Origin of the sequence: Paraperibacillus marinus, assembly GCF_046237605.1 — a bacterium.
Classification (GTDB): domain Bacteria; phylum Bacillota; class Bacilli; order Bacillales; family DSM-1321; genus Paraperibacillus; species Paraperibacillus marinus.
This window is the reverse complement of sequence record NZ_CP143542.1, coordinates 3,798,073-3,823,759: the sequence shown is the minus strand read 5'-3', so window position 1 is coordinate 3,823,759 and position 25,687 is coordinate 3,798,073. Positions and strand designations below refer to the sequence as shown.

The following is a 25,687-nucleotide window of genomic DNA, read 5'->3' as shown; positions in this document are numbered from 1 at the left end:
ATCGGTATCCTCTTCCATCCTGAGTAGTGTGTACTCCTCCTTAATACCCTGATTCTCTGACTTTGTAACTGGCAGAAATTGAAGATATGGAAGAGAAGCTAAAAAAGAAATCAGCGGAAGTTTCAAGCCTCAAGCCTGCCGCTGATTTCTTTTCACATTTTTAATAGTACCTTTCCCGTGTAAGACCGATTTTCGATCAGCCTGTGTGCATCAGCGGCCTCACACAGCTCGAATATCCGGGCTATCGGCAGGTAAATCTGCTGAGACGCAAACAGCTTAATCACTGCCTCTGCTGCAGCTGCCAATTTTTCAGGATGGAGCTTTCTGGTTGTGCCGAGGCTGAAGCCCTTTATATTGCGGCAGCTGCTGTGTACATCACTTGTCCTGAACGTCCCGATTTGGCCGCTGCTGTTTCCAAATTGGACGAGCGTCCCATAATGAGCCAGACACTCCAGGCTCCCGGCGGTAACTTCACCTGCAACTGAGTCAAAAATGATATCAGCCCCCTTGCCATCTGTTTCCCTCCATACTCCCTGTGTAAAGGTTTCATATGTATAAACCGAATGAGCACCTAACCTCTTAATATAGGACTCTTTATCCAGGCTCCCGGCGGTGCCAATGATCTTTGATATACCGGCAATCCTGGCAAGCATCACAAGCATGGAGCCGGCACCTCCTCCCGCACTATGCACAACAATGGTATGGGATTTCTCAACCTGTCCGATTTCGTGGAGCAGGATATGAGCCAGGATGGCCACTGTCGGCATGGCGGCTGCCTGTTCAAATGGAAGGTCATCGGGAATTTTGAAGACCAGGCTTTCGTTTGCGGCCGCATATTCCGCATACGAACCGCTCCTTGGGAAGGCGATGACCCGGTCGCCGGGCTTGAATGTAGAATCGGCTGGAGCCGTTTCGATAGCGCCTGCGGCATCCAGGCCGAGCACCATCGGGAAGCTTCCTGCCCCTTTAGTTCCCTTGCGTTTTTTGATATCGGCAAAATTGACACTGGTGTAAGCAAGTTTGATTAATACTTCATTAGGGCGGATAACAGGAATTTCAATCTCTTCGCAGGCAAGAACATCCGCACTGCCAAATTCTCTTTGGATAACTGCTTTCATTTTCATCGCCTCCAACTCCTTATATAAAAAGCATAGCATGAGGGGGAGCTCCCGGGAATTCCGGCAAAATTATCAAAGTATATAAGAAACGCGATATATCCTGCAGAACCTTTACTCATGGAAGGATATGGATTACTATATAAGTAACTTAATAGCAATAACTACTAGGGGTGCCCTGTCATGGGCTGAGAGAAAAACGGAGCGTTTTTTAACCCTTTGGACCTGATCTGGATGATGCCAGCGTAGGAAAGTAGGTTAGCGGATATTTTTTCTGACCAACGAAGCCAGGTCCCATTATGCGGATCTGGCTTTTTATATCCTATGAAGGTGCATAAACAGCGGTAAACTACCAGCACCTTAAGGGGTGCGTACACAGGAGGGATAGTAATGAAAAAAACAAGCAGGCTCACCCTGACCGCCATGATGATCTCCATTGGTACACTGACCAGTCATGCATTCGCCATCCCAATTGGCTTCACCCGGGTATTTCCGGTCCAGCATTTCCTCAATGTCCTGTCTGCGGTGCTGCTCGGCCCCTATTATGCAGTGGCCGGTGCCCTTTGTACCTCACTAGTAAGAAATGTAATGGGCACAGGCTCGATATTCGCCTTTCCGGGAAGTATGGCAGGAGCCCTGCTGGCTTCGCTTTTATTCCTGAAAACGAAGAAGCTGTACATGGCATTCCTTGGTGAGGTGTTCGGGACCGGAATTATAGGCGCACTTCTCGCTTATCCGATTGCGGTGTTCACCCTCGGCCAGAAGGCGGCTTTGTTCGGTTTCATCCCGGCTTTTATATTCAGTTCAATGACAGGAGCAGTTCTTGGGGCAGCCGTCCTATCCGTCATCTTGAAAAAGAAATCCTCCCTGTTTTAGAGGAATCCCGATGAAGGAATCATTCCCGGACTCTTTCATTGTGCGAAATAGCCTCTTCCATGAACCGGAGCAGTTCCCGAGAAATAGGATAATAGCCCATCTCTTTAGAAGTTTCTTCTGACTTTCGTGCATTCCAGAACTTTTCCTCAAGCTCACGGTCTCCCTGGAATAATTCCCGGGACAGCAGGAGACAGTCTTCCGCCAGGAGCTGGGCTTCATCAGAAGAAGGAAGAAGTCCGGCCTGCAGATACAGCTTCGCCCGCTTTAGAATGCTGATCCATTTCTGTGCCGAGGAGTCTTCTAATTTAGGAAGTCTTTCCGTCAGGACTGCCTGTTCAGTGGAATCATAATAATCTTCCCGGCTCTTCTTCCCGGTGGAGCTTTCTCTCACAAGGGGGAGAAGCTGGTCCCAATTCAGGCTACCTTCCAGCTGAAGAATGTTTCGTATAGCCTGGGTTTGTTTTAGTGACTGCTGAAGCTGGCTGATCTGATTGTCTAGTCTTTCTTTATGCAGTTCGAGAATCTGTTCGATGGTGATTTCGCCTATAATTTTCTGGATATCGCTAAGCGGCATGGAAAGAGATTTCAACAGCAGAATTTTCTCCAGCTGCAGCAGCTCATGATCTGTATAAAGCCGCCTGCCGGATTCCTCTGTCCGGGCAGGGGAAACCAGACCGATGGAATCATAATAGCGGATCGTACGGACCGAAATGCCAAGTGATTTAGCCGCTTCGCCCGAAGTATACTGGTCCATTTACATTCACTCCTAAAAAAAGTGTTGCGGGTGACGCTGCGTAACCCTCTATAGTTAACCTATCACATATAAGAAAAATTTTCCTGAAGATGGAGGGTGAGCAGAATGAACTTGATTGGCTGGCTGATTGTGGCAAGTGAGATTGGATTCTGGATTGTGATTATTCTTGGGCTGGCAGCGCGTTATATGCTGAAGATGAACAAGCTTGGGTTATTCCTGCTGGCATTGACGCCAATTATCGATCTGTTTTTATTGGCTGCAGCCGGATTTGATTTATCAAGGGGAGCTGTGGCTACCAAGGCCCATGCCATAGCAGCTGTTTATATCGGAATCAGCATTGCATTTGGAAAAAGCATGATAGAGTGGGCAGACGTGAGGTTTCGGTATTATATAGCAAAAGAAGGCAGGCGGCCGCTTAAAAGAACGGGGATGGACTATGCCAAGCATTATTTTAAGGGCTGGACCAGGCACGTCCTGGCCTACCTGATCGGGGCTGGTTTACTGGGGGGAATGATTTTCATCATTCAAGATCCATCACGCACCGAGGCGTTGGAAGGGATCTTGAAGATCTGGACACTGGTAGTGGGAATAGATTTTCTAATTTCATTGAGCTATTTCATCTGGCCGCCGAAAAAGGAGCCGGGGAAGACTGAGGAAAGACAGACCTTGTAATAATAGGGCTGTCTTTTTGTTCCGAAAAAAATAGCGGCCTAAAAAAACAGTGTGCTGCCCCGCTGGGAAAAGGTATATTTATCTTAATAGAAAAAGGATTATAAGAACTCGTGCCGGGAGTGAAAATGTATTGGAAAGCAGAAGGTTATTGCTTCGTGAAATGCTTGAAACAGACTGGCCCCAAGTCCACGCATACGCCTCACAGGAGAAGGTGTGCCAGTTCCAGCCGTGGGGTCCGAACTCGAGACAGGATACAAAGGAGTATATCCAGGAGGTACTGGCTGATGCAGCACAAGAGCCGAGGGAGCGGTATGTCTTTGCCATTATACATAAAGAGACTTCAAGGCTTATTGGAGCCGTGGAATTGAGTATAAAGAGCTTTCATAATAGTGAAGGGGAAATAGGCTATATTGTGCACCCGGATCATTGGGGGAAAGGGGTGGCTGCCGAAGCTTCCCGGCTTGTCTTAAGCTTTGGATTCGAAAAACTGAAGCTGCACCGGATTTGTGCCACATGCTCCCCGGATAATGTTTCTTCATCGAGAGTGCTTGAAAAGCTTGGCATGAAGAGGGAAGGGCGAATTCGCCAGCATCTGCGGCTGAAGGAAGGATGGCGTGATTCGCTGCTTTACAGCATGCTTGAGAGTGAGTGGCGAGGCTGAAAAAATTTCGATGTAATGGAGGAAAACAGGATGGACTCATTATTGAAAACGCCCGAACCGCCTTATTATGCAGTCATTTTCACATCTAAACGAACAGAGGGAGACAGGGGCTATGGGGCAATGGCAGAAAAAATGGAAGAGTGGGCCTCGAGGCAGAAGGGGTTTTTAGGCGTAGAAGGAGCGAGGGATGAAAGGCTTGGGATAACGGTTTCCTATTGGGATTCGCTTGAGACGATCAACAACTGGAAGGAAAATTCGGCCCACAGGGCAGCCCAGGAAAAGGGAAAAAGTGACTGGTACGACGCCTACACCATCAGGGTGTGCAGGGTGGAAAGGCAAAGCGGCAGTAAGGAGCAAGAGGAGCAGCGGACCGCTGGCTTTTAAATTAATTGATTTTTCGATTTTTATTGACAAAAACTACTTGTCCATTTAATATAAATAAATTGATTCATTTACTAGGAATTAAGTTTTTAAGCAAATTTGTGGTTTTTTTTGGATATAATGCATAGTATATTAATAGGATTAATTAGTATTTTAAAAGAAGAAGGTCATCGTCTGGCTTTTAACATAAAAAGGAGTGAAGGTAAGTGGAAGTGTTGTGGTTTTTTCCTACTGGAGGGGATTCGAGATATCTTGGCACCACGAAGGGCGCCAGGGAGATTACAAGTAGTTATTTAAATCAGATTGCTGTTGCTGTGGATTCGCTTGGTTATCATGGTGCGCTGCTCCCGACATCCCGCAATTGCGAGGATGCTTGGATCACGGCGGCATCCCTGATTCATTCAACTAAGCATATGAAGTTTTTAGTTGCTCTCCGCCCTGGTATCATGTCTCCGACCCTTGCAGCTAGGATGGCTTCCACTTTTGACCGGCTTTCAGATGGCAGGCTTGCGATAAACATCGTAACAGGCAATGCCGTTGAGCATGCCGGTGACGGAGTGCATCTCGACCATACCGGACGCTACGAAATTACCGATGAATTCCTTGAAGTGTGGAAGCGTACGATGAGCGGGGAAACCGTGGACTTTGAAGGAAAACACCTGAACATCCAGGGTGCCAAAAATCAATTCCCGCCTGTTCAGAAGTCCTATCCGCCCATCTATTTCGGCGGGTCTTCCGAAATCGCCCAGCAGATCGGCGCGCGCCATTCAGATGTATACCTCACCTGGGGCGAGCCGCCTCATCTTGTGAAAGAAAAGATTGATACGGTAAGGGCTCTTGCTGAAAAAGAAGGCAGAAAAGTCAAGTTCGGGATCCGCCTTAATATCATTGTACGCGAAACGGAAGAAGAAGCCTGGGCGGCGGCTGAGGATCTCATTTCCCATGTGGATGATGAAGCGATCAAAGCGGCTCAAAGCCTGCAGAGCAGACATGAATCAGAAGGCCAGAAAAGGATGGCCGCCCTCCATGGAGGCAGCCGTGATAACCTGGAAGTCAGCCCGAACCTCTGGGCAGGCCTTGGCCTCGTTCGTGAAGGTGCCGGCACAGCCATTGTCGGAGATCCGCTCACCGTTGCACAGCGCCTGAAGGAATACCAGGAAATCGGCATCGATTCCTTCATTCTCTCCGGCTACCCTCACCTTGAGGAAGCCTATAGAGTCGCAGAGCTCGTCTTCCCGCATCTGCCGCTGGACGAACGTAAATAAGATAATAGTAAAACCCTGCTTTCTTCGGACAGCAGGGTTTTTTGTCGTACACAAAATTTGTAGTAAACTTTGATTATCATTATTTCCAGACGGTTATAAAGCTTTTGCTAAGGAGTAAACTCCGCAGGAGCGCTTAAAGCCGCTGTTGGGAGGATCCTATGAAACTATTTCAATTTAAAAAAGAAACAGGCAAAAAAATAACAAAATTTGATTCTGATTTTATCCTGTCCCGCATTACAAAGACAGAAAAAGCCGCCCATATTGGGGTTATGCACTTAGATGCAAATGGGCTGGTCGGCCATCACCAGGCAGTCGTTCCCCAGCTTCTTTTAATTGTAAGCGGGGAAGGTTGGGTGTGCGGCTCCGCTGGTGAATATTTCAAGCTTCAAAGCGGCGAAGCCGCCTTCTGGGAGAAAGGCGAATGGCACGAAACCAAAACAGATACCGGGCTGACAGCCATTGTGATCGAAAGCGAAGAGCTCGCTGTTTCCGCATTGACCCCTTTATAACGAAAAGAACGTTCCGATAATGAGACAAAAGTCCTAAAAACACTTCATATCTGCCCATCCCTTGCCGATATATCCGGTAAGGAACTTTTATGGAGTAGGAGTGTTTTACGCTTGATGAATGACTTACCTGTTTTTATGATTACGTTTGAATTGTTTCATTATAAGTTTGTGCTGATGACGATGATCCTTTCGATATTAAGCTGTGTGCTGGGACTTGAAATGAGCAGGAGGATGAAGGGGAATCCCTCCATTAAGCTTCTTGCCGGCGGTGCTTTTTTGCTGGCAGTGACCTTCTGGCTGACCCATTTTTTTGTATCTTATTCGATAGACCTGAATTTTTCGACCGCCAATTATCCGCTCTATTCTTTAACGAATTTCATCTTCTGCTTTATTGGATCCCTTGTGGCCTTAAAAATGGCCCAATTCCGGCTGATCAACGGAAGGTTTTTCATTCTTGGAAGCCTCATTGTTGCACTCAGTATACTAGGGGCAGATACATTAGGATTCCTGGTGTTGTTTTATGACTCCCTGCAATTTAAGCCCATGTTCATTTTCATGGCCTTCATCCTGATTTTGGGAACATCTTTTTCCATTTTCCGTTTTCTCAATCAGTTTACGAATGAAGACAATTACAAGCTGCTGAACAAGTGGAAATATATCGGTTGTGTGGCGGCTGGTACTGCCTTGTCGGGCATTCCTTATATTGTGATCGTTTCCATTCTGCAGCTTGAGGAAAAATCCGCATTTTCGCCGGAGATGATGTTTCCGTTCATTTATGTGATGCTGGCGAACGTGCTGCTCACACTTGTGCCCGATATTTTTGGCGACAAGATCCTGGTCAAAAATATTGAGTCATACAGATCGATGTTCAATCATAATCCTGACGCTGTCTTTTCAGTGGACCTTTATGGGCAGATCCTGAATGTGAACAAAGAGGCAGAGATGCTTACAGGAATGAAGACAGATAAGCTGATTGGCGCGGTTATCCAGGATTTCTTCCCTGGTGACAGGGGAGAGAAAATCAGGAATTATCTGAGTGATGTCTCTAAAGGAAATGTGTCCCATATTGATGCCCAGATTTCGCTTCGGGACGGGCGGAAAAAGGACGTCAGGATCACCGCTGTTAAAACAGTCGTAGAAAACAGTATTGTCGGTGCCTTCGGAATCGTCAAGGACATTACGGACGTCAAGCGGGCGGAAAACCAGGTGAGGTTCATGGCTTATCATGATGAACTGACGAGTCTCCCAAACAGAAGAATGATTAAAAAGGTCATGTCTGAGACAGCAGACAAACAGACTCCTTACCATATCATGCTGATGGACTTTGACCGCTTCAAGCGGATCAATGATACCTTTGGCCATGCATTTGGGGACAAGCTGCTGATCGAAGTCGGAAGCAAGCTGAGGGAAGTGATAGGTGACAGGGGCACGGCGGCGAGACTTGGCGGTGATGAGTATTTGATCATTACAACGGTATATACGGATTCCCTGGCTGAGGACGTGATCAATGCTTTCCGCACTCCGCTTGTGATAGGCGGCTACGAAGTCCTGCTGACAGCCAGCATGGGTGTCGCGTCCTTCCCTCAGGATACACGCGACATCGACGAATTATATAAGTTTGCAGACATAGCCATGTATCATTCCAAGGAAAATGGAGCTAACGGCTATTCGCTTTATACAAAGGAAATGGCTGATAAACAAATTGATAAGCTGGACATAGAAAATGATCTGGCCGGCGCTATCCAGAACGGAGATCTGATGCTTTACTTTCAGCCCAAATACAACACAGCCAGCGGTGAAATGATTGGATCCGAGGTGCTGCTCCGCTGGAATCATAAGGAAAAGGGCTTTATCCCGCCTGCTGTCTTCATTCCTATCGCCGAGGAGAGCGGTCTGATTGTCCGACTGGAACGGTTTGTATTCACAGAGGTATGTAAATTGCTCGCTGAATGGAGAAGCCAGAATAAAAACATGCAGCGGGTGTCCATCAACGTATCGCTGATCAGCCTCCTTCAGGAAGGATTCCTTGCTTTCATTATAGAAACTCTTGAAAGCCATGAACTTGAAGGAAACCTGATTGAATTAGAAATAACGGAGCGGGTTGTAATGGAAAATGAAGAGGAAGTGAACTGCACCCTCCAAAAGCTCCGGGAATACGGTCTGGTCATCAGCATCGATGACTTTGGCACAGGCTACAGCTCCCTCAGCTATCTTGATAAGCTTCATGTTGATATTCTGAAGATAGACCGGACGTTTATCAACAACATCCAGAACAGTAAAGAAGTGGTGACGGCTATCATCTTCCTCGCAAAGAGCCTGAATCTGAAGGTCATTGCAGAAGGCGTGGAAACCAATGACCAGGTTGAGCTCCTGCGGCTGCTCGGCTGTGAGGAAGCGCAAGGGTATTATTATTCACCTCCGGTCCCGGTCATTCAGTTTGAAGAGGAGCATATGGATCCGGCAGGGGCAAAAGTATAAGTAAACAGGCTTTTTCAAAAAACAACAGTAAAAAAAGAGGATGTTCCTGAATTCGGGAACATCCTCTTCCTATTATTTAACTAATGAAGTCTTGATCGCTTCCATGGCTTTTTCATAGGCGATCAGGCCATTGATGTTCCAGTAGCTTGGATCGTCCATTTCATAGACGCTGCCAGTTTTGGCCGCCGGCATGCTTTTGAAAACGGAGCTTTCCTTTAATTTAGCAGTTCCGGCTTCGTTTGGAAGGCTGACCAAGAAGAGGTGGTCGGCATCCAGGCTGGATAAGGATTCCAGGGACACAGGCTGCCAGGCAGCTTCTGCTTTAGGAAGCTTTTCAACCATGGCAGGCTGGGACACTCCTAAATCGCCGTACAGCACGTTTCCTGCAAATCGATTATTCTCAAAAAGATAATACTTGCCGCCGGCTGACCAGATGATAGCCGCTGTTTCATCACCGATGGCAGATTTGATATCCTTGGACGCTTTTTCGGCATTCTTTTCATATTCGCCAATTTTCTTGCCGGCATCTTTTTCTTTGCCGGTGATTTTCCCCATGATCTTCAGCTGCTTTTTCCAGTCTGAGCTGTCTTCATCTTTATAGACATAAACCGGAGCAATCTTTTTATATTCTTCATATTGACCGTTCTGGATCGCGCCCTTAGAGCTGAATACAATTAAATCAGGATCAGCTTCGATTGCCTGCTCAAGCGGCATATCCCAGCCGATTTTAGGGACACCTTTCAGCTGTGGCTGCAGATAATCCAGGACCGTATCCCCAATGGACCATTGTGCAGCCGGCTTCACGCCGAGCGCAGCAAGGGAATCTTCCATGTATGGAGCGAGAATCCGGTTTGGATCGGCGGGTATGGTGACTTTGCCCATTGCGTCCGTAAGGGTGATTTCCTTAGGTTCTTTATCAGCGCCGCCGGTGCCGCTTTCATTTTTACCGCAGGCTGCCAGGACTAAAATAGAGCAGAGCAGGGCAGCAAGGAAGCTTATGTATCTTTTTTGTCCGTTCATGTATTGTTCCTCCTATATACGTTCATACCGCAAATGATAATCATTCTCATGGAAAAAGTCAAGAATTGTGATCTTAATGTGTTAAAACCTGCTATTTTCTATAAATATATTGAAACCGAGAGTCCTAAATTTTATACTTACTAGAGTGAAAACCGTTCTCATTATTTTAGACAGATAGAAAGAAGGAAAAGCCTTTGAGGAGAGAATCCGTTGAAAATACAAAGAAGCCGGCTGGCCGGGCAGTCCGGGCAGCCTGGCTGACGATGTCCGCCCTCTTCCTCGTGATCGCTGCGCTGTTCCTTTCGCTTATATATGGAATTGCTCACATCTCTATAAAGGATGTGATGAATGCACTGTTTCATTATGATCCTGGCTTGAAGGATCACCAGATTATACATGATATTAGGCTGCCGAGAATCCTGGCGGCGGCCATGATCGGTGCATACCTTGCCATTTCGGGAGCCGTCATGCAGGCACTGACCCGGAACCCGCTGGCTGAACCGTCCTTGATTGGAGTTTCCCAGGGAGCGGCCTTTGCCATGGTGGTGGCGCTTGCAGCGGCGCCAGGGCTTTCGGCCGCCGCCTCCGTCGTGCCGGCTATGATTGGTGCCGGTTTGTCTGTCATCCTTGTATTTTCCCTGGCTTCTATGTCAAGGGGAGGGGCGGCGCCTGTGAAGCTTGCGCTTGCCGGTATGGCAATCGGAATGTTCCTCGCCTCGCTGACATCGATCATCGCCCTCCACTTTGGCTCTGCAAAGCAGCTCAGCTTCTGGTATGCGGGCAGCCTGGACACGGCGGACTGGCAGGGAGTGAAGATTCTTGCGCTTGCCGGTGCAGCCGCGCTTCCGCTCATCGTCTTTCTTGCCCGGCCCCTGACTCTATTGAACTTAGGGGACGAGGTGACAAAGGGGCTCGGCATCAACCTGCGGGTGGTGAACGGGCTTGGGATCCTGGCCGTGCTGCTTTTGACCGGCAGCGCTGTGGCCGCTGCGGGCACGATTTCCTTTGTGGGCCTGATCATCCCGCATATCAGCCGGATGCTGGCAGGTCCCGACTACCGTTTGAGCCTTGGATTATCGGCGGTATCCGGAAGCCTCCTCCTGGCTGCGGCTGATTTGGGCGCCAGGATGATCAACCCTCCGTATGAAACACCGATCGGCGTCATAACGGCTTTCATTGGTGTGCCATTTTTCTTATATTTGGTCAGAAGCGGAAGGGGCAGATTATGAATAAGAAGCAGAAAGCTCGTTTTATTCAGGTTATGGCCCTGCTTTGCGGCATCCTTATCATCGTCTGTCTTGTATCCCTAAGCCTGGGGGCAGCGTCCATATCGCCTAAGGAAGTTTTCGCGGCACTGACAGGCAGCGGGACGCCTAAACAGGAACTTATTCTTTTTCAATTCCGCATGCCCGCCATTGTGCTTGCCATCATGGTGGGAGCCGGCATGGCGGTTTCCGGGACCATTCTGCAGAGCATCACCCGGAATGAACTGGCCGATCCGGGCATTCTCGGCATCAATGCAGGTTCCGGGCTCGCGGTCGTTATCTATATATCCTTCCTTCAGACAGCAGTCGGCGGGCTCAGTCTGGCGGGAACCTTCATCCTGCCGGCAGCCGCCTTTCTGGGGGCTTTGCTTGCGGGAGCTGCCATCCTGCTTCTGTCATGGAAAAATGGCCTCGATTCCATCAGGCTGATCCTGGTCGGGATCGGCATAAATGCAGGTCTCAGTGCTGTCATCATTGCGATGCAGCTGCGGCTTTCGCCAAATGATTTTATCAAGGCCATGGTCTGGCTGGCCGGGGATCTCTGGGCATCGCAGTGGCCGTATGTGTGGGCTCTGCTGCCCTGGTTCATTATTCTTTGGATCTATACCTTCTATAAAGGTCATACCCTGAACGTCATGCAGCTCGGCAGCAGCCTGCCGCGGGCTCTCGGCCTTAGGGTGCTTCGTGAACGAATCCTGCTTCTGGTACTAGCTGCTGCACTTGCCGGTCTCGGGGTGGCAGCTGGAGGGGGAATCGCCTTCCTCGGCTTAATCGCACCACATATCGCACGAAGGCTTGTCGGCCCGAGGCATCAGCTCCTCATCCCGACAGCGTCCATGATCGGCGCCATTCTGCTTACCGCTGCCGATGTAATCGGGAAAAATGCGCTGGCGCCAACAGAAATACCCGCCGGGCTGGTTGTGGCCATGATAAGTGTTCCATATTTCCTGGTCCTTTTAATGCGGGGCAAGTAAGGAGGAGTTAGGATGACAATCCTTTCAGCTGATAAATTGAATATCGCCTACGAAGAACGGACCATTGTAAAAGACTTGAACCTTGAGTTCCGGCCAGGAAAGATAACGGCCATCATCGGTCCGAACGGCTGCGGGAAGTCGACGATTTTAAAGACCATGGCAAGGCTCCATCCTGCCGCTTCGGGTGCTGTGTTCCTGGACGGAAAGCTGATCCACAAGGAGCCTGCAAAGGAAGTGGCCAAAAAGCTGGCTATCCTGCCGCAGTCTCCGCAGTCTCCAGAAGGACTGAGCGTGCATGAATTGATTTCCTATGGACGCACACCGCACCAGACCGGGTTCTCAAGGCTCAGCGCCCGTGATTTGTCCATGATCGACTGGTCGCTTGAAGTGACAGGGCTTGGAGATCTGAAGGATCAGGCTGTTGACACGCTTTCCGGCGGACAGCGGCAGCGGGCCTGGATTGCCATGGCCATTGCACAGGAAACAGACCTGCTAATGCTCGATGAACCTACCACGTATCTCGATCTCTCCCATCAGCTTGAAGTGCTGCAGCTCCTGCAGAAGATAAACCGCGATAATGGACGGACCATTGTCATGGTACTGCATGATTTGAATCAGGCTGCCCGCTTTGCACACGAGCTGGTCGCCATTAAGGGCGGCGGAATTGTCCGGCAGGGTACGCCGGATGAGGTCATGACTGCAGGCATGCTGCAGCAGGTATTTAATATAGAAGCGGAGATTGTGGCAGATCCCCGGACAGGAAAGCCGGCCATGATTTCCTACGACTTGATAAGGTAAAGGAGAATGGCCATGATGCAACAAGAAGCAATCTGGCAGGAGCTTGAACGTTTTAACATATGTCATGATGAAAGAGCTGATTTTACAGTGAATCCTGACGATCCTGCGCCCTTACTGGAGCTCGCCCAGGCAAGGACAAAGGCAGAAATGCCGCATGCCATCGGGTCTGTTTTGATGAGGAATGCCGCCTTCATCTTTGTTGCCCGCTTATATATGCTGAGCAAGTACAGACTGGCCTGGAAGGGTGAAAGCAGCCGGTTCGGGGTACGGGATCATGAAGCGTATGGCCGCTGGTCGCCGCAATGGCTGCTTGGGGCTGGAGAGTGGATCGCTGTAACAGAAGAGAAAGCTGAAGAGGATTTACGCGAAATTATGTGTGCAGATTGCAGCTGTCTCGTCCGCTCTGTGGCCGCCGCTACCAAGTCCTCTCAGGTTGTACTCTGGGAAAACGTATGGGGCTACGTGCTGTGGATGTTTACCGGGTTAATTAAGGAGAAGGGTGTAGAGGCGGGCCGCGCCAGACTGGATCTGAAGCTCCTGCTTGAAGATGAAATCTGGCAGGGCAGAGAGCGCCGGTCGCCTTTCCAAAAATTTTTAAACGGCATGACTCCTGAAAAGAGCATGGAGCAGTATGCACGTGTGACCTGCTGCTTATTTTATCTTGTTCCCGGGAACGAAAAATGCTCCTACTGTCCTAAGCTTTCCCATGATCTTTGCCTTAAAGAAGATGAATGACAACACCAGCTTATAATTGGCGGGTGTTTTTGTGCATGTTACTGCTTCTCCCGGATATCCTAAGCTGTATCTGTGTTAAAGGACTGATGGATATGAGCTCATCCCGGATTGAACAATTCGATAAGATCGTGAATTTAAGAAAAGTTTCCAATGACAGACTGATTGACTATTGGCAGCAGTATTCGGATTATTCAACCTGGCAGTTCTGGCTGATGATCGCAATGTTCGTGGTTCCCTTGATCATCCTGGTGTGGCGGATTGACCGGAGCAGGGCCCTGCTGCTTGGGTTCTTCGGCTTCAGCTTTCATATGGTATTCGCCTACACCGATATGTTTGGCATGATCCGCGGTTTTTGGCATTATCCTTATCAGATTTTCCCGCACCTGCCGAGTATTAGTCTCGATTCCGCCCTGGTACCGGTCATCTTTATCCTGGTGTTTCAATGGACGATCCACCATAAGAAAAGCTATTTTTTATACGCACTGCTCACTGCAGCCGTCCTCTCCTTCGGTTTGAAGCCTCTATTAGTGAAGGCAGGGCTGTTCAGGCTTTATGACGGGATAACATATGTCCATCTTTTTATGTTTTATATTGTAGTTGTTATTGCCGCACGGGGCATCACCTATGTCTTTGAAAAACTTCAGGAAAAGGGGCCGGTTTAAAGGGGAGCCTTCCTTAGCCCTTATGGTATGATGGCATCAGGCAGCCTATGAGGGGGATTTAGCTTGAAGCAGGAAATGTTCAGAGAGGCAGAAGAGTTCATTCGAGCTTACTGTCAGGAGTTAGATAAAATGGGGCAGATGGAAGCAAGGCTCGCTGAAATAGCGAAAAGCATACACATAGATGGATTTTATCAGCATACGTTCGGAGAACTGGAACACGGGGCAAGAATGGCCTGGCGGAACAGCAACAAATGCATCGGCCGCCTGTTCTGGGAAAGCCTGCAGGTGCGGGACATGCGGCATCTCCATACGGAAGAGGCCGTCCGGGACGCCCTGTTTGACCATATTGAGGTTGCTTCCAACAAAGGGAAGATCAGGCCGTTGATTACGATTTTTCCTGCAAGCGGGAGCGGGGCGGACATAAGGATATGGAATCAACAGCTGATCCGCTATGCAGGATACGAAACGGAGCATGGAACATTAGGAGACCCGGATTCCATTGAGTTCACCAACGTCTGCAGAAGCCTTGGCTGGGAAGGAGATCAGACCCATTTCGATGTATTGCCGCTGGTTATTCAGGTAAACGGGAGAACACCCCGTGTATTTGATATACCCCGGGAGCTTGTGCTTGAGGTGCCGCTGCGGCATCCGGAATTCGATTGGTTTGAGAGCCTTGGGCTGAAGTGGTATGCCGTTCCCATCATTTCCAATATGAAGCTTGAAATGGGCGGAATTGAATATAGGGCGGCTCCGTTTAACGGCTGGTATATGGGGACAGAAATCGGGGCAAGAAATCTGGCTGATGAAACGAGATATCATGCACTTCCCCGCATTGCGGGGCGGATGGGGCTCGACACCAGAAGAAATGCTTCCCTTTGGAAGGACCGCGCCCTGATCGAACTGAACGCCGCTGTGCTTCATTCCTACAAAGAAGCAGGAGTCAGCATCGTCGACCATCATACTGCCGCGCAGCAGTTCAAGCTTTTTGAAGAGAAGGAAAAGGATAGGGGCAGAGACTTAACAGGGAATTGGGCCTGGCTCATCCCTCCGGTTTCTCCAGCTGCTACCCATATCTTTCATAAGCCTTACGCGAATGAAGTGAAAAAACCAAACTATTTTTATCAGAATAAACCATACTGAAAAAAGTACTCAGCCAAATGTAGAGGCTGGTGCTTTTTTAGTGTGAAGAAAACGTTATAACGAACATCCTCTCTCACAATATAATCTCCGTAAACTTACTCGAATAATAGAAAACTGCTCATTCCCAGCTGAATTGCAATTAAATTTTCAAAAAAAACTGACTTTTTAAATACTTTTTTCACAATTCTGTCAATTTTTTCCCAAATGTGTGTTCGGTTTTTGAACTCTTTATATCTGGTGGACTCTCAATCTGTCTATAAAATAGGCCTTTTCTATGGTTACCAAACCTATCAGCGTGGGTGGTTTTTTTCCCAACACCACTGTCTGTCATTCTATGATTTAATTAGTTTACTCAAATAAAAGGAGGAGTACATATAAGCTAGAGGCGCAGTGATTTAGCAGTTTCGCAGATTAGTTGCAGTTGTCTGCTTGGCGGCCAGGTTCCGCCGGCAGGGTGTTGGGTGACCGCGTGACAATTAAAAAAAGATGATCATGGAGAAGGAGTTGTATTGAATTTGAAAAAGAAATTCTTAGCAAGTACTGTCTTATCTTTAGGTCTAATGGTTTCTGTATTGCCCCAGGGGGATGCTTTTGCTGCAAAGAACGTATTGAGCGTAGAAAAGTTCAATAAGGAAAAGGATTCTCTTGAGTTCCGTTCCGGAAACCTGACCAAGGCTTCCAAGCTGGGTGCCGAAGAGATTGTCTTCAATTATCTTGATCAAAACAAGCAATCTTATAAACTTGGCAAGAAAGCGGCAAAGGACTCATTTATTATTAATAAAAAGAGCAAGGACGAGCTTGGCAATACAGTAGTGAAATTACAGCAGACATATGGCGGGATACCGGTTTTCGGCTCCACACAGGCGGCTGTGATCGATAAAGAAGGAGTGTTGACCGTCCTCTCCGGAACAGTGGCGGCAGACCTTGATGAGAAGCTTGCCGGCAAGGTGAAAGACGGCATTAAAGCAAAAGAAGCCGGCAAAATTGCAGAAGGTGACCTGGGCTTTGCTCCTTCCTACGAGCGTGCGCCTAAATCGGAGCTTGTCGTATTTACGGACGATAAGGGCGGAGCCGAATATGCTTACAAAGTGGAACTGAGCTTCCTGAGCCCGGAGCCTGGCAACTACTTCTACTTTGTATCTGCTGATAAGGGGAACATTCTTACAAAATACAATACCATCCATGAGGTAACAGGCACGAACGCTGTTGGTTCCGGCACCGGCGTTACGAAGAATTCCGTTTCCTTGAACACGACCCTTTCAGGCGGAAAATATTATCTTCAGGATAACACCCGCGGAAACGGTATTTTCACATATAATGCAAATGGTGGTTCTTACCTTCCGGGTACACTTTGGTCAGATGCGGACAATCTGTTCAATGCAACCTATGATGCGCCTGCGGTAGATGCTCATTACTATGCAGGAAAAACTTATGATTATTATAAAAACACATTCGGCCGCAACTCCTATAACGGAGCAGGTGCAGCCCTAAAATCAACGGTCCATTATGGAAACAGATATAACAATGCATTCTGGGACGGCACACAGATGGTATACGGAGATGGCGATGGCTCGACCTTCATCCCTCTGTCAGGCGGACTTGATGTAGTAGCTCATGAATTGACGCATGCCGTGACTTCCACTGAATCAAATCTTGTATACCGAAATGAGTCAGGCGCATTGAACGAAGCAATCTCTGATGTATTCGGTACAGTGGTTGAGTACAAATACCAGGCATCAAAATTCGACTATAACATCGGTGAGGACATCTATACCCCAGGCGTATCAGGCGATGCCCTGCGCTCCATGTCCAACCCGGCAGCCTATGGCGATCCGGATCACTACTCCAAGCGCTATACCGGAACTCAGGATAACGGCGGAGTCCATACGAACAGCGGAATCATCAATAAAGCTGCTTATCTGATTGCGGCCGGCGGAACTCACTATGGCGTGACAGTCCAGGGCATCGGAGTGGACAAGCTTGGAGCGATTTTCTACCGCGCCAATACGATCTATCTGACTTCAAACGCGACGTTCTCACAGGCAAAAGCGGCACTTCTTCAATCCGCAGCTGACCTGTATGGCTCATCAAGCGCTGAACGTACAGCAGTCAATAATGCATTCAATGCAGTAGGAGTCAACTAATCTCTTATTTCTTCACAGGAACATCGATAACTGCTATCGATGTTCTTTTTTTGTTGTAAAGGAAATAAGGGGGGAGATATAGAAATGATTTTTAAGTCACTAAGTGTCCACGGGAGGAACCATGAAGTATCAGCAGCCGTTTTTTTCAGAGGATGTACGAAGTTCAATCAGGCAGCTCGAGGAAGCCGCATCACAGCTCATCCATGAATTAAATCAGTATTACAAGCCGGTTTTTAAAGAAAAGAAACTGCATTTTGCGGCGGAATTGTTCAGGGAAGGAGACGATTGCTTTGTTCCTGGATATGAATCCGCCCTGATTCTGGAAATTTCTGAGGAAGAAGAGCTGATTGGCTATCATTCTACTACGCTATGGGAGTGCCAGCGCACCTGGCTGGGACTGCCGGTGACAAAGGATGTTCCGGGAAGCAGGATATGGGGGGAGCTGGCTGAAGAAACGATGGCGGACATCAGGGAGGAACTGGAGGAATACATCGAAGAACAGCTGGAAGAAGTTATTTAGCAAAAGCATGTTTTTCCTGGTTGTATCCTGGCGTTAAAGGGTAAGGAAAGGAGAGGTCACGATTTGGAGCTGAAAAATATGAGTAACCATAAGCCAGTCATTGGCATTACATGTTCGAATTTCGATTTTAATGGACAAAACAGCAGTGTGCTGCATTATAGCTATGCAAAATCCGTCATGAAGGCAGGCGGGGTGCCGGTCATTCTTCCGCCGGCTGATGAGGAAACAGCCCGCGAGTGGGCAGATATATGTGACGGAATCCTGTTGAGCGGCGGGGAAGATATAGATCCACAGCTGTTTGGTGAACAGCCTCATCCGAAGCTCGGCCGCATCATTCCTGAGCGCGATGACACAGAAATGGCGATGCTGCCGCTTCTCCGGGAGCAAAACAAGCCCATATTTGCCATCTGCCGGGGCATCCAGGTGCTGAATGCCGGCCTTGGTGGGACGATGATCCAGGATATCGAAAGTGATGACAGCAGCGTCATGAAGCATCACCAGGATGCTTCAACAAGGGCGGCTGCCACCCATTCCGTCACGGTGGAACGGGGAAGCCTGCTTCACGATATCGTCGGCAAAGAAGAACTCCAGGTTAACAGCTTCCATCACCAGGCAGTCCGTGACAAGGCGCCGGGCCTCAAGGTGTCTGCATCGGCACAGGATGGCATTGTAGAAGCCCTGGAATCTGAAGACAAGGAAGGCGGCTGGATGCTTGCAGTCCAGTGGCATCCGGAGGATATGACAGAAACCAGCGATGACATGCTTGCTTTATTTAAGGCATTTGTGGATGCCTGCCGCCGTTAAAATAGAAGAAGCCGATTCTTGACAACGCGTGTCGATCCTGTATCGGGACGCGTTGTTTTTGTTTATTTTCAGCTTAGACAGGCGAAAATAAGGAGGTGCAGGAATATTCAGGCTGTTTTAAATGGGAGTTGACTTACCAATTTCTTCATTGTAAAATATTCTTAATTTTCAATACGTGAACATCGGCTATGAAGAGAAGAGTAATTTTGATTCATTATTTCCAGAGAGCTCCGGAAGGTGAAAAGGAGCAATAATAATCATTATGAAAAAAGACTCGGAGCTTTCGCGCAGATTTAAGATCTTTCTTAAGGAAGGCGCGGCGGGATCTCCCGTTATAGAGATAGGGTATAATCAATCATTAAAGTTGCCGTACCCGAAGAGGTTGATATGGTGACATATCAATAAACTGGGGTGGTACCACGGAGCTTAAACTCTCGTCCTCAAGATGAATAATCTTGGGGGTGGGAGTTTTTTTATTGTTTAAAAGATATAAGTAAAAAGCTAATGAAGGAGTGAGATGGATGAGTAATGAGCAAACAGAGGGCAGATTCAGGAAGTTAGAGACACTAAAATCCCAGGGAATCTCAGTATACCCTGAAGGGTTTTCCGCTAATTACGAGCTTTTTGAAGCCTCTCTGCTTGAAGATGGTACTTCGGATGTGCGGGTGGCGGGCAGGATTATGAGTATCAGGAACTTTAATAAATTTATTTTCCTTACCTTATCTAACATACAAGGCAGTTTGCAGCTTCTGCTAAAAAGAGATGAAGTGGGCCAGATTCCATTTGAACAATTTAATGACTTACTGGATATAGGAGACTTTATTGGTGTGACAGGCAGAATGTATACTACCAGGACAAAAGAAAAAACGCTGCGTATTGAAAGCTATGTTTTCCTGGGGAAAGCATTGCGGAGTCTTCCGGAGAAGTGGCACGGCTTAAGTAATGTGGAGCTTCGATATAGACAGCGGTACTTGGATTTAATGATGACAAAGGAAACGCAGGACCGCATGCTGGCCAGGAGCAAAATGGTACGCGCCATTCGCAGGTTTTTTGAGGATCAAGATTTTCTGGAAGTAGAAACGCCGGTATTACAGCATACATCCTCAGGGGCCATTGCAAAACCTTTTAAAACCTATCATCATTCACTGGATACAGAATTTAATTTACGGATTGCGCCGGAAACGTATTTAAAGAGGCTGATTGCAGGCGGTTTTACGAAAGTATTTGAAGTTGCCAAGTGCTTCAGGAATGAAGGACTGAGCACGCAGCATCTTCAGGAATTTACTATGGTCGAAGGATATGCAGCCTACTGGAATTATCAGGATACCATGAAATTAATGCGTGAGATGGTGGGGTATATTCTAAGGCAGACCTTTCATTCCACGACTATTCTCATAAAAGGACAATCCATTGATTTTTCACTAGAATGGGAAGTGATCTCCTTCAGGGATTTAATTTATAGAGAAATAGGAATAGATATCAGCCTTTATCCCGATGTGAAAGATTTGCTTCAAGAAACAAAAAGAAGAAATATTGAACTGGATCATCCTGATATAAATACTTTGGGAAGAGGGAATTTCATTGATTTGCTGTATAAAAAAACCTGCCGTCCTCACCTTGTAAAACCAACATATTTAATTCAGCATCCAATTGATTTATCCCCGCTTGCCAGGGCTAATGATGACGATCCAACTCTTACGGACCGATTCCAGTTAGTCGTAAACGGAGCCGAAATTATTAATGCGTATTCCGAACTGGTGGATCCCATTGAACAAAGAAAAAGGCTGGAAACACAAGCCGCTTTAAAAAGTAATGGAGATGCAGAAGCGATGGAGATGGATGAGGATTATTTAACAGCCATGGAATATGGAATGCCGCCTATTTCTGGATGGGGATTTGGAATTGAAAGGTTATTGATGGTGCTGACGGATAGTGAAACCATTAAGGATTGTACATTGTTTCCTTTAACTAAGAAGGTGTAGTAACACTATACTACTATAAGGCTATGTGCAGATTGATTTTATATGGCTGTATTGATTGAAAGATTGATTGCCATGCAAGCTCTCTTTCCTCGAAAGAAAGTCTTTCAAAAAGGCAGTGGCGCGGCTTTTGAACAAGGAAGTTGATTTCCGCTGCAGGCACTCGCTTTCCGCGGGGCGGGCGCTGAGCCTCCTCGGCTTTGCCTGCGGGGTCTCACCTGTCCCGCTGCTCCCGCAGGAGTCTCGCGCCTTCCGCTCCAATCAACTTGCGTAACAATAAAGTCTCCTTATAGAACTCATAAAAAAGCTTTTTGAAAAGAGCCTTTAAAAAAGAGCTACCCCATAAACAAAAACCCAGAACCAATATGAACTGACCCTTCAATATGAGACTTGGAAAAAACACCTATGCTACCTGTTCCCTATATTCAAGAGGGGACAGGTAGTTTAATTTTTCCTGAATCCGTATATGGTTGTAACGATACATATTGATTTACCAAATATACTACTTTAGAATTGGACATAGATGCTCTTGCTTGAGCGTTGAATCCTTCCGACTTTAGCGAGGAGTGAAAGGATTCGATTACGGCATTGTCATGGCAGTTTCCCTTTCGGGACATGCTTGTGGTAATGCCTTTTTCTTTGGCGAAATTCTGATAGCCATAAGAAGTATATACAGACCCCTGGTCGCTGTGAAGAATTAAGTTTTCGGGCTTACGCAGCTCCACAGCTTCCTTTAAGTTTTCCATCACCAAGCTGATATCCTGGGATGTACTTATTGTGTAAGAAATAATCTCATTATATAAATCCATAATAGTCGATAAATACAACATCGTTGTACCATACGGCAGGTACGTTATGTCTGTTACCCATTTCTCGTCTGGTCGGCTTGATATAAAATTCCGATTTAGGATATTCCCTACGACAATGTTACTCTCACCACTTATGTGCTTTTGCCGTTTTTTCTTAATTTGGCATTGAATATCGAACTAGGTTTGACCTGTCCTGTACCATTTTATCCACGTTTTAATCTGTGATTTATTTTTAATTAAGGTGACTCATTATTTCACTGTTGCTCTTCCCTTCTTGCTTCATTTTGATTTTTTTCCATTTTATTTCTTCTGGATAATGAACTCTTGTGCCCAAAGAAAAACACCCTCCTAGGAATCATATTTAATAAATACGATTCAGGGGGTGTTTTTTCCTTGTCTCATTTACGTGGGTCTCTTCAGTTAGGATCTGGGTTTTTCATGTTTAGAATCAGCCGTTTTTATAGGAAAATCACATAAATCAAAGCGGCCAGCACAATCCGGTAGATGGCAAACGGCACAAGCTTGATGCGGTCGATCAGCTTCAGGAAGAAGCGGATGAAAACAAGTGCCACCACAAAGGCACTGATAAATCCTACAATGAAGAATGGCAGGGCATCCATGGAGAAGTACTCCCAGTTTTTAAGGAGGGAGATGCCGCTTGCCCCTAGCATGATAGGAACAGCCATGATAAAGGTGAAATCAGATGCTGCGCGGTGGCTCATATTGAGCAGGACACCGCCGGCGATGGTAGAGCCTGAGCGTGAGAAGCCCGGCCACAAGCCGAGACATTGGAACAATCCCACCCCAATCGCCTGTTTGTAGGAGATTCCGTCTACAGTCTGTGTTTTTGGAACCTTCGGCTGCAGCTTATCTGCGATGATCATGAGTACGGCACCGATCACCAGCCCGATAATGACGGTTTCCACCGAGAATAGATGTTCATCGATATAATCCTCGAACAATACCCCTGTGATCCCTGCCGGAATGAGGCCGGCAATGACCTTCATCAAACTCAGCCTGCCATGGGCTTCGCTTCCTGCCGGGTCTTTTTTCAAGCCGAACATATTTAAAAAACGATCCTTGAATACGATAACAACAGCAAGTATTGAGCCCAGCTGGATGACTACCTTAAAGGTATTCGCCACCTGTTCTGTAAAAAGTTCCTTTGAATGAAGCAGAAGGTCATCCACAATAATCATATGGCCCGTTGAGGAAACCGGGGCAAACTCGGTCAAACCCTCGACCACACCCAATAGAAATGCAACAAACAACTCCCAAATATTCATGAAATTAAGCTCCTATTTCTTTTATTCTATGATATGGCCTGCAAGCTACTAATTTATCATATTGCAGGCTATTAAGCCAATGGATACATATTATTTAAAATCTCCTACCATTATATTAAAAATTTTGTTTTACATGGTTGTTTTCACTGAATTTTCATTTTTGACTAATAGAATACAGATATCAAAACTGAACCTGATCATATAAAGGAAGCACTTTCCATCATAAGTGCTTCCCTTTTTGCCGCACACCCGTTATCCTATCATTATTAAAATCGCCTTGGGAAATGGGGGACTGTCCCCCCGGAAAAGTGAGTGCGGGCGGTACTTGAGCGTCTGGGAAATAGGGGACTGTCCCCATAAGGAAAAGGAGTGGTTCCGTGAATATTCTGCTGGCTGAGGATGATGAGAAGCTGGGTGAGTTGATTGTGTTTATGCTGAAGAAGAAGGGGGGATTCAGGACGGAGTGGGTGACGGATGGGCGTGATGCTTATTTTTATGCTTCAACTTCGCATTATGATGTGCTGATCCTTGATTGGATGATGCCGGATATGAGCGGGGTGGAGGTGTGCAGGCGTCTCCGGAAGGAAGGGTATCCAGGTGCGATCCTGATGCTGACTGCAAAGGATGCGGTGCAGGACAGGATCGAGGGGCTGGATTCGGGTGCGGACGATTATCTTGTAAAGCCCTTCGAAATTGATGAACTGCTTGCCAGGCTGCGGGCGCTGTCCCGGAGGAATTATGCTCCCATCGTCGAGGAGGAAATTCATATCAATAATATACGGCTGAACCGCTCCAGCCAGATGCTTTCGAGCAGTCTTGGGGAGATCCGCTTGAGTCCGAGGGAATTCCAGCTGCTCGACCTGCTTGTCCAGAATAAAGGGCAGGTGCTACCGCGCGATCTGATCATGGACCGTATCTGGGGATATGACTCAGATGTTTCCATGAAGACAATTGATGCTACTGTGAAGCTGCTGAGGAAGAAACTCGACCAGCTCGGGATGCAGGATCTGCTGCACAGCATCAGGGGGGTAGGCTATAAACTTGAGTAATAAGATACCGCTCATATTTAGAAAACAACGGAAGCCGGGAGAGAAGGATGTTTTCAAGAGTACACAAAACCGGCTGACTCTGTCTTACAGCGGGCTGCTCATGCTGTTTCTGGTTCTGTTCATTGTCATTGTTTTTGCCATTCTTTATTTTGTTATCCTTAATGACCAGGAGCGTGAGTTGGAGAGTCTGGCAGGGGAGGAAGCCCGGGCCATCAAGGAATATTTGAAGCAGGATGGCCGGCCAGGCTTTATGGGGAACTCTGCCCCGGAGATTGTTTTTGCCGGGGCTGATCAATTTTTTTACTATGTCATCAGCCCGGATGGAGAGGTGGTCACCGGAAGTGAGGCCATCCCGCCTCTCAGGGAAGAGCTTCTGGGTCTGATTAATGAGGGAGCTCCCGGGCACGGCGGTATACGGCGGGAAAAGCTGAACATAGAAAAAGCCCGATTTATGGGGAGAGACGGGCGCAGGGATGGCCGTGAAATTCACGTGCCGGCCATGCGTGATGAAGTCCATCTTATGATTGCAGGCAAGCCCCTGATTTTCAAAGGACAGGAAGTCGGAACTCTCTATGTAGGAAAAGATGTTTCCTTTGCTTATGACTTGTTTAAATGGCTGTTTGCCGTGTTTACAGGGATCGCGCTGATTTTTGTCGGACTTGCTGTGTATATCAGCTTCCTGATGTCGAAAAAGGCGATGGTGCCGATATCTAAGGCCTTCAACCGGCAGCGTTCGTTTGTTGCCGATGCCTCTCATGAGCTTCGTACCCCCCTGAGCGTTATGCTGTCATCCATTAACGCCATGGAAATGACCATGCAGCCTGAGGAAGATGGCTTTTCCCGTAAGCTCCTTGTTGGCATGAAGGATGAAGTCAAGCGGATGACTGTCCTTGTGGGTGATTTGCTGACACTCGCCCGTTCAGACTCGGATCAGCCCGAGTTGAACAGGGAAACTTTTGATTTTAAGGTTCGCGCCCAGAAAGCCGTCGAGTCGGTGGGATCGCTTGCTGCCGCCAAAGAAATCAGCCTTAAGATGGAGGCACCGGATTCCGTACCGGCAGAAGGGGATCCTGAACGGCTGACACAGCTCTTGATCATCCTTCTTGATAATGCCATTAAATATACCGGCATCGGCGGCAGGGTGGATATTAAGCTCACATCCGGAAGCGAAGGGCTGTGCATGCAGGTGCAGGACAACGGAATCGGCATCCAGCCCGGGGAGCATAAGCTGATATTTGAGAGATTTTACCGTTCAGATAAATCAAGAACCAGGAAGATGGGCAGCCACGGCCTTGGCCTTGCGATTGCCAAGTGGATCGTGGACAGTCATGGCGGGAACATAGAAGTCGAAAGTGAAGCCGGAACGGGAAGCACGTTCACCGTTCGGATTCCATTCATAAGGACGAAGAAAACGTAGATAGGAGCTGAAACTGGCTTCATCTGCGTTTTTTTATTTCATTCCATTAGCCCTGATGAAGACCTTTTTGCCAGAGAATCCAGTTTGAAAAGTCCTTCATAGCCCCGATGAAGACCTTTTGCCAGAGAATCCAGCTTGAAAAGTCCTTCACAGCCCCGATGAAGACCCTTTTGCCCGAAAATCCAGCTTGAAAAGTTCTTCATCCCTCCATGCCCTCTGGCTAACAGATTTCTAAAAGTCTGCGCGGAAACCTCACCTGATTTATTAAATTATGTAATTACATATTTATCCTTGGTTAATGAGAACTTCCAGGCAGGCTTTATTCACTCTAACAAAAGAATTTTCTTGTAAGTATTCCCATAATAAGTTAAAAT

At 47.5% G+C, this 25,687-nt stretch carries 24 protein-coding genes, 1 pseudogene, 1 riboswitch and 1 other annotated feature; of the genes and pseudogenes, 19 read left to right on the top strand and 6 right to left on the bottom strand.

Features of this window, described 5'->3' with window-relative positions; translation table 11 throughout:
* Positions 1–152: 152 nt before the first annotated feature.
* Positions 153–1,124 (bottom strand): zinc-binding alcohol dehydrogenase family protein, encoded by a 972-nt coding sequence (locus tag V1498_RS19365; RefSeq protein WP_409295549.1) that lies wholly within the window; start codon positions 1,122–1,124, stop codon positions 153–155.
* A gap of 150 nt (positions 1,125–1,274) precedes the next feature.
* Positions 1,275–1,384, top strand: a riboswitch (TPP riboswitch).
* Positions 1,385–1,505: 121 nt separating this feature from the next.
* On the opposite strand from V1498_RS19365, the gene thiW reads away from it, so the two are divergent.
* Positions 1,506–1,991, top strand: a complete 486-nt coding sequence (thiW, locus tag V1498_RS19360; protein WP_409295548.1) for an energy coupling factor transporter S component ThiW — start codon at positions 1,506–1,508, stop codon at positions 1,989–1,991.
* Positions 1,992–2,010: 19 nt separating this feature from the next.
* Here thiW and V1498_RS19355 read toward each other — a convergent pair whose 3' ends face one another.
* On the bottom strand, positions 2,011–2,745 hold the full coding sequence (locus tag V1498_RS19355) for a MerR family transcriptional regulator (RefSeq protein WP_409295547.1): 735 nt from the start codon (positions 2,743–2,745) through the stop codon (positions 2,011–2,013).
* A gap of 105 nt (positions 2,746–2,850) precedes the next feature.
* Between V1498_RS19355 and V1498_RS19350 the strand changes: the two genes are divergently transcribed.
* The 6 genes from V1498_RS19350 (at position 2,851) to V1498_RS19325 (ending at position 8,711) form a co-directional block, all read left to right on the top strand.
* On the top strand, positions 2,851–3,417 hold the full coding sequence (locus V1498_RS19350) for a hypothetical protein (RefSeq protein WP_409295545.1): 567 nt from the start codon (positions 2,851–2,853) through the stop codon (positions 3,415–3,417).
* 130 nt (positions 3,418–3,547) lie between these two features.
* Complete coding sequence (locus V1498_RS19345; protein WP_409295543.1) at positions 3,548–4,078, top strand: GNAT family N-acetyltransferase; 531 nt, start codon at positions 3,548–3,550, stop codon at positions 4,076–4,078.
* 30 nt (positions 4,079–4,108) lie between these two features.
* Entirely contained in the window at positions 4,109–4,462 is a 354-nt protein-coding gene (locus V1498_RS19340) for an antibiotic biosynthesis monooxygenase family protein (RefSeq protein ID WP_409295541.1), read from the top strand.
* A gap of 203 nt (positions 4,463–4,665) precedes the next feature.
* Positions 4,666–5,724, top strand: a complete 1,059-nt coding sequence (gene ssuD / locus V1498_RS19335) for an FMNH2-dependent alkanesulfonate monooxygenase (protein ID WP_409295539.1) — start codon at positions 4,666–4,668, stop codon at positions 5,722–5,724.
* Between the two features lie 158 nt (positions 5,725–5,882).
* A complete protein-coding gene (locus V1498_RS19330) occupies positions 5,883–6,233 on the top strand; it encodes a cupin (protein ID WP_409295538.1) in 351 nt (116 codons plus the stop codon).
* Positions 6,234–6,347: 114 nt separating this feature from the next.
* Positions 6,348–8,711: an EAL domain-containing protein gene (locus V1498_RS19325; RefSeq protein WP_409299375.1), complete on the top strand. Its 2,364-nt coding sequence runs from the start codon at positions 6,348–6,350 to the stop codon at positions 8,709–8,711.
* A 72-nt stretch (positions 8,712–8,783) separates the two neighbouring features.
* Here the strand turns inward: V1498_RS19325 and V1498_RS19320 are convergent, their stop codons facing one another.
* A complete protein-coding gene (locus V1498_RS19320; RefSeq protein ID WP_409295536.1) occupies positions 8,784–9,731 on the bottom strand; it encodes an ABC transporter substrate-binding protein in 948 nt (315 codons plus the stop codon).
* A gap of 194 nt (positions 9,732–9,925) precedes the next feature.
* On the opposite strand from V1498_RS19320, the gene V1498_RS19315 reads away from it, so the two are divergent.
* The 10 genes from V1498_RS19315 (at position 9,926) to lysS (ending at position 20,755) form a co-directional block, all read left to right on the top strand.
* Positions 9,926–10,960, top strand: coding sequence for a FecCD family ABC transporter permease (locus V1498_RS19315; protein ID WP_409295535.1), 1,035 nt, complete (start codon positions 9,926–9,928; stop codon positions 10,958–10,960).
* Positions 10,957–11,970: a FecCD family ABC transporter permease gene (locus tag V1498_RS19310; RefSeq protein WP_409295533.1), complete on the top strand. Its 1,014-nt coding sequence runs from the start codon at positions 10,957–10,959 to the stop codon at positions 11,968–11,970. Before V1498_RS19315 ends, V1498_RS19310 begins: the two co-directional genes overlap by 4 nt.
* Positions 11,971–11,982: 12 nt before the next feature.
* Positions 11,983–12,768 (top strand): ABC transporter ATP-binding protein, encoded by a 786-nt coding sequence (locus V1498_RS19305; RefSeq protein WP_409295532.1) that lies wholly within the window; start codon positions 11,983–11,985, stop codon positions 12,766–12,768.
* A 12-nt stretch (positions 12,769–12,780) separates the two neighbouring features.
* Positions 12,781–13,503: a (2Fe-2S)-binding protein gene (locus tag V1498_RS19300; RefSeq protein ID WP_409295530.1), complete on the top strand. Its 723-nt coding sequence runs from the start codon at positions 12,781–12,783 to the stop codon at positions 13,501–13,503.
* A gap of 92 nt (positions 13,504–13,595) precedes the next feature.
* The gene (locus tag V1498_RS19295) at positions 13,596–14,165 is read left to right on the top strand and encodes a hypothetical protein (protein ID WP_409295528.1); all 570 of its coding nucleotides are present in this window, start codon (positions 13,596–13,598) and stop codon (positions 14,163–14,165) included.
* A 63-nt stretch (positions 14,166–14,228) separates the two neighbouring features.
* The gene (locus tag V1498_RS19290; protein WP_409295526.1) at positions 14,229–15,305 is read left to right on the top strand and encodes a nitric oxide synthase oxygenase; all 1,077 of its coding nucleotides are present in this window, start codon (positions 14,229–14,231) and stop codon (positions 15,303–15,305) included.
* Positions 15,306–15,820: 515 nt separating this feature from the next.
* Entirely contained in the window at positions 15,821–17,449 is a 1,629-nt protein-coding gene (locus V1498_RS19285) for a M4 family metallopeptidase (RefSeq protein ID WP_409295524.1), read from the top strand.
* Positions 17,450–17,570: 121 nt separating this feature from the next.
* Positions 17,571–17,969, top strand: coding sequence for a hypothetical protein (locus V1498_RS19280; RefSeq protein WP_409295522.1), 399 nt, complete (start codon positions 17,571–17,573; stop codon positions 17,967–17,969).
* 78 nt (positions 17,970–18,047) lie between these two features.
* Positions 18,048–18,773 (top strand): gamma-glutamyl-gamma-aminobutyrate hydrolase family protein, encoded by a 726-nt coding sequence (locus V1498_RS19275; RefSeq protein WP_409295520.1) that lies wholly within the window; start codon positions 18,048–18,050, stop codon positions 18,771–18,773.
* A 179-nt stretch (positions 18,774–18,952) separates the two neighbouring features.
* Positions 18,953–19,218, top strand: a binding site (T-box leader).
* 76 nt (positions 19,219–19,294) lie between these two features.
* Positions 19,295–20,755, top strand: a complete 1,461-nt coding sequence (lysS, locus tag V1498_RS19270; protein WP_409295518.1) for a lysine--tRNA ligase — start codon at positions 19,295–19,297, stop codon at positions 20,753–20,755.
* A gap of 400 nt (positions 20,756–21,155) precedes the next feature.
* Here the strand turns inward: lysS and V1498_RS19265 are convergent.
* From V1498_RS19265 to V1498_RS19255, 3 genes and pseudogenes are all read right to left on the bottom strand, one after another.
* Positions 21,156–21,895, bottom strand: a pseudogene (locus V1498_RS19265) (IS3 family transposase).
* 124 nt (positions 21,896–22,019) lie between these two features.
* Positions 22,020–22,847 carry an undecaprenyl-diphosphate phosphatase gene (locus tag V1498_RS19260; RefSeq protein ID WP_409295516.1) on the bottom strand — a complete coding sequence of 276 codons (828 nt, stop codon included), beginning with the start codon at positions 22,845–22,847 and terminating at the stop codon, positions 22,020–22,022.
* A 129-nt stretch (positions 22,848–22,976) separates the two neighbouring features.
* Positions 22,977–23,096, bottom strand: coding sequence for a hypothetical protein (locus V1498_RS19255; protein WP_409295515.1), 120 nt, complete (start codon positions 23,094–23,096; stop codon positions 22,977–22,979).
* A gap of 128 nt (positions 23,097–23,224) precedes the next feature.
* Here V1498_RS19255 and V1498_RS19250 point away from each other — a divergent pair, with 128 nt between their 5' ends.
* Both V1498_RS19250 and V1498_RS19245 read left to right on the top strand, forming a co-directional pair.
* Positions 23,225–23,896 carry a response regulator transcription factor gene (locus tag V1498_RS19250; protein WP_409295513.1) on the top strand — a complete coding sequence of 224 codons (672 nt, stop codon included), beginning with the start codon at positions 23,225–23,227 and terminating at the stop codon, positions 23,894–23,896.
* Entirely contained in the window at positions 23,889–25,313 is a 1,425-nt protein-coding gene (locus tag V1498_RS19245) for an ATP-binding protein (RefSeq protein ID WP_409295511.1), read from the top strand. Before V1498_RS19250 ends, V1498_RS19245 begins: the two co-directional genes overlap by 8 nt.
* Positions 25,314–25,687 lie beyond the last annotated feature (374 nt).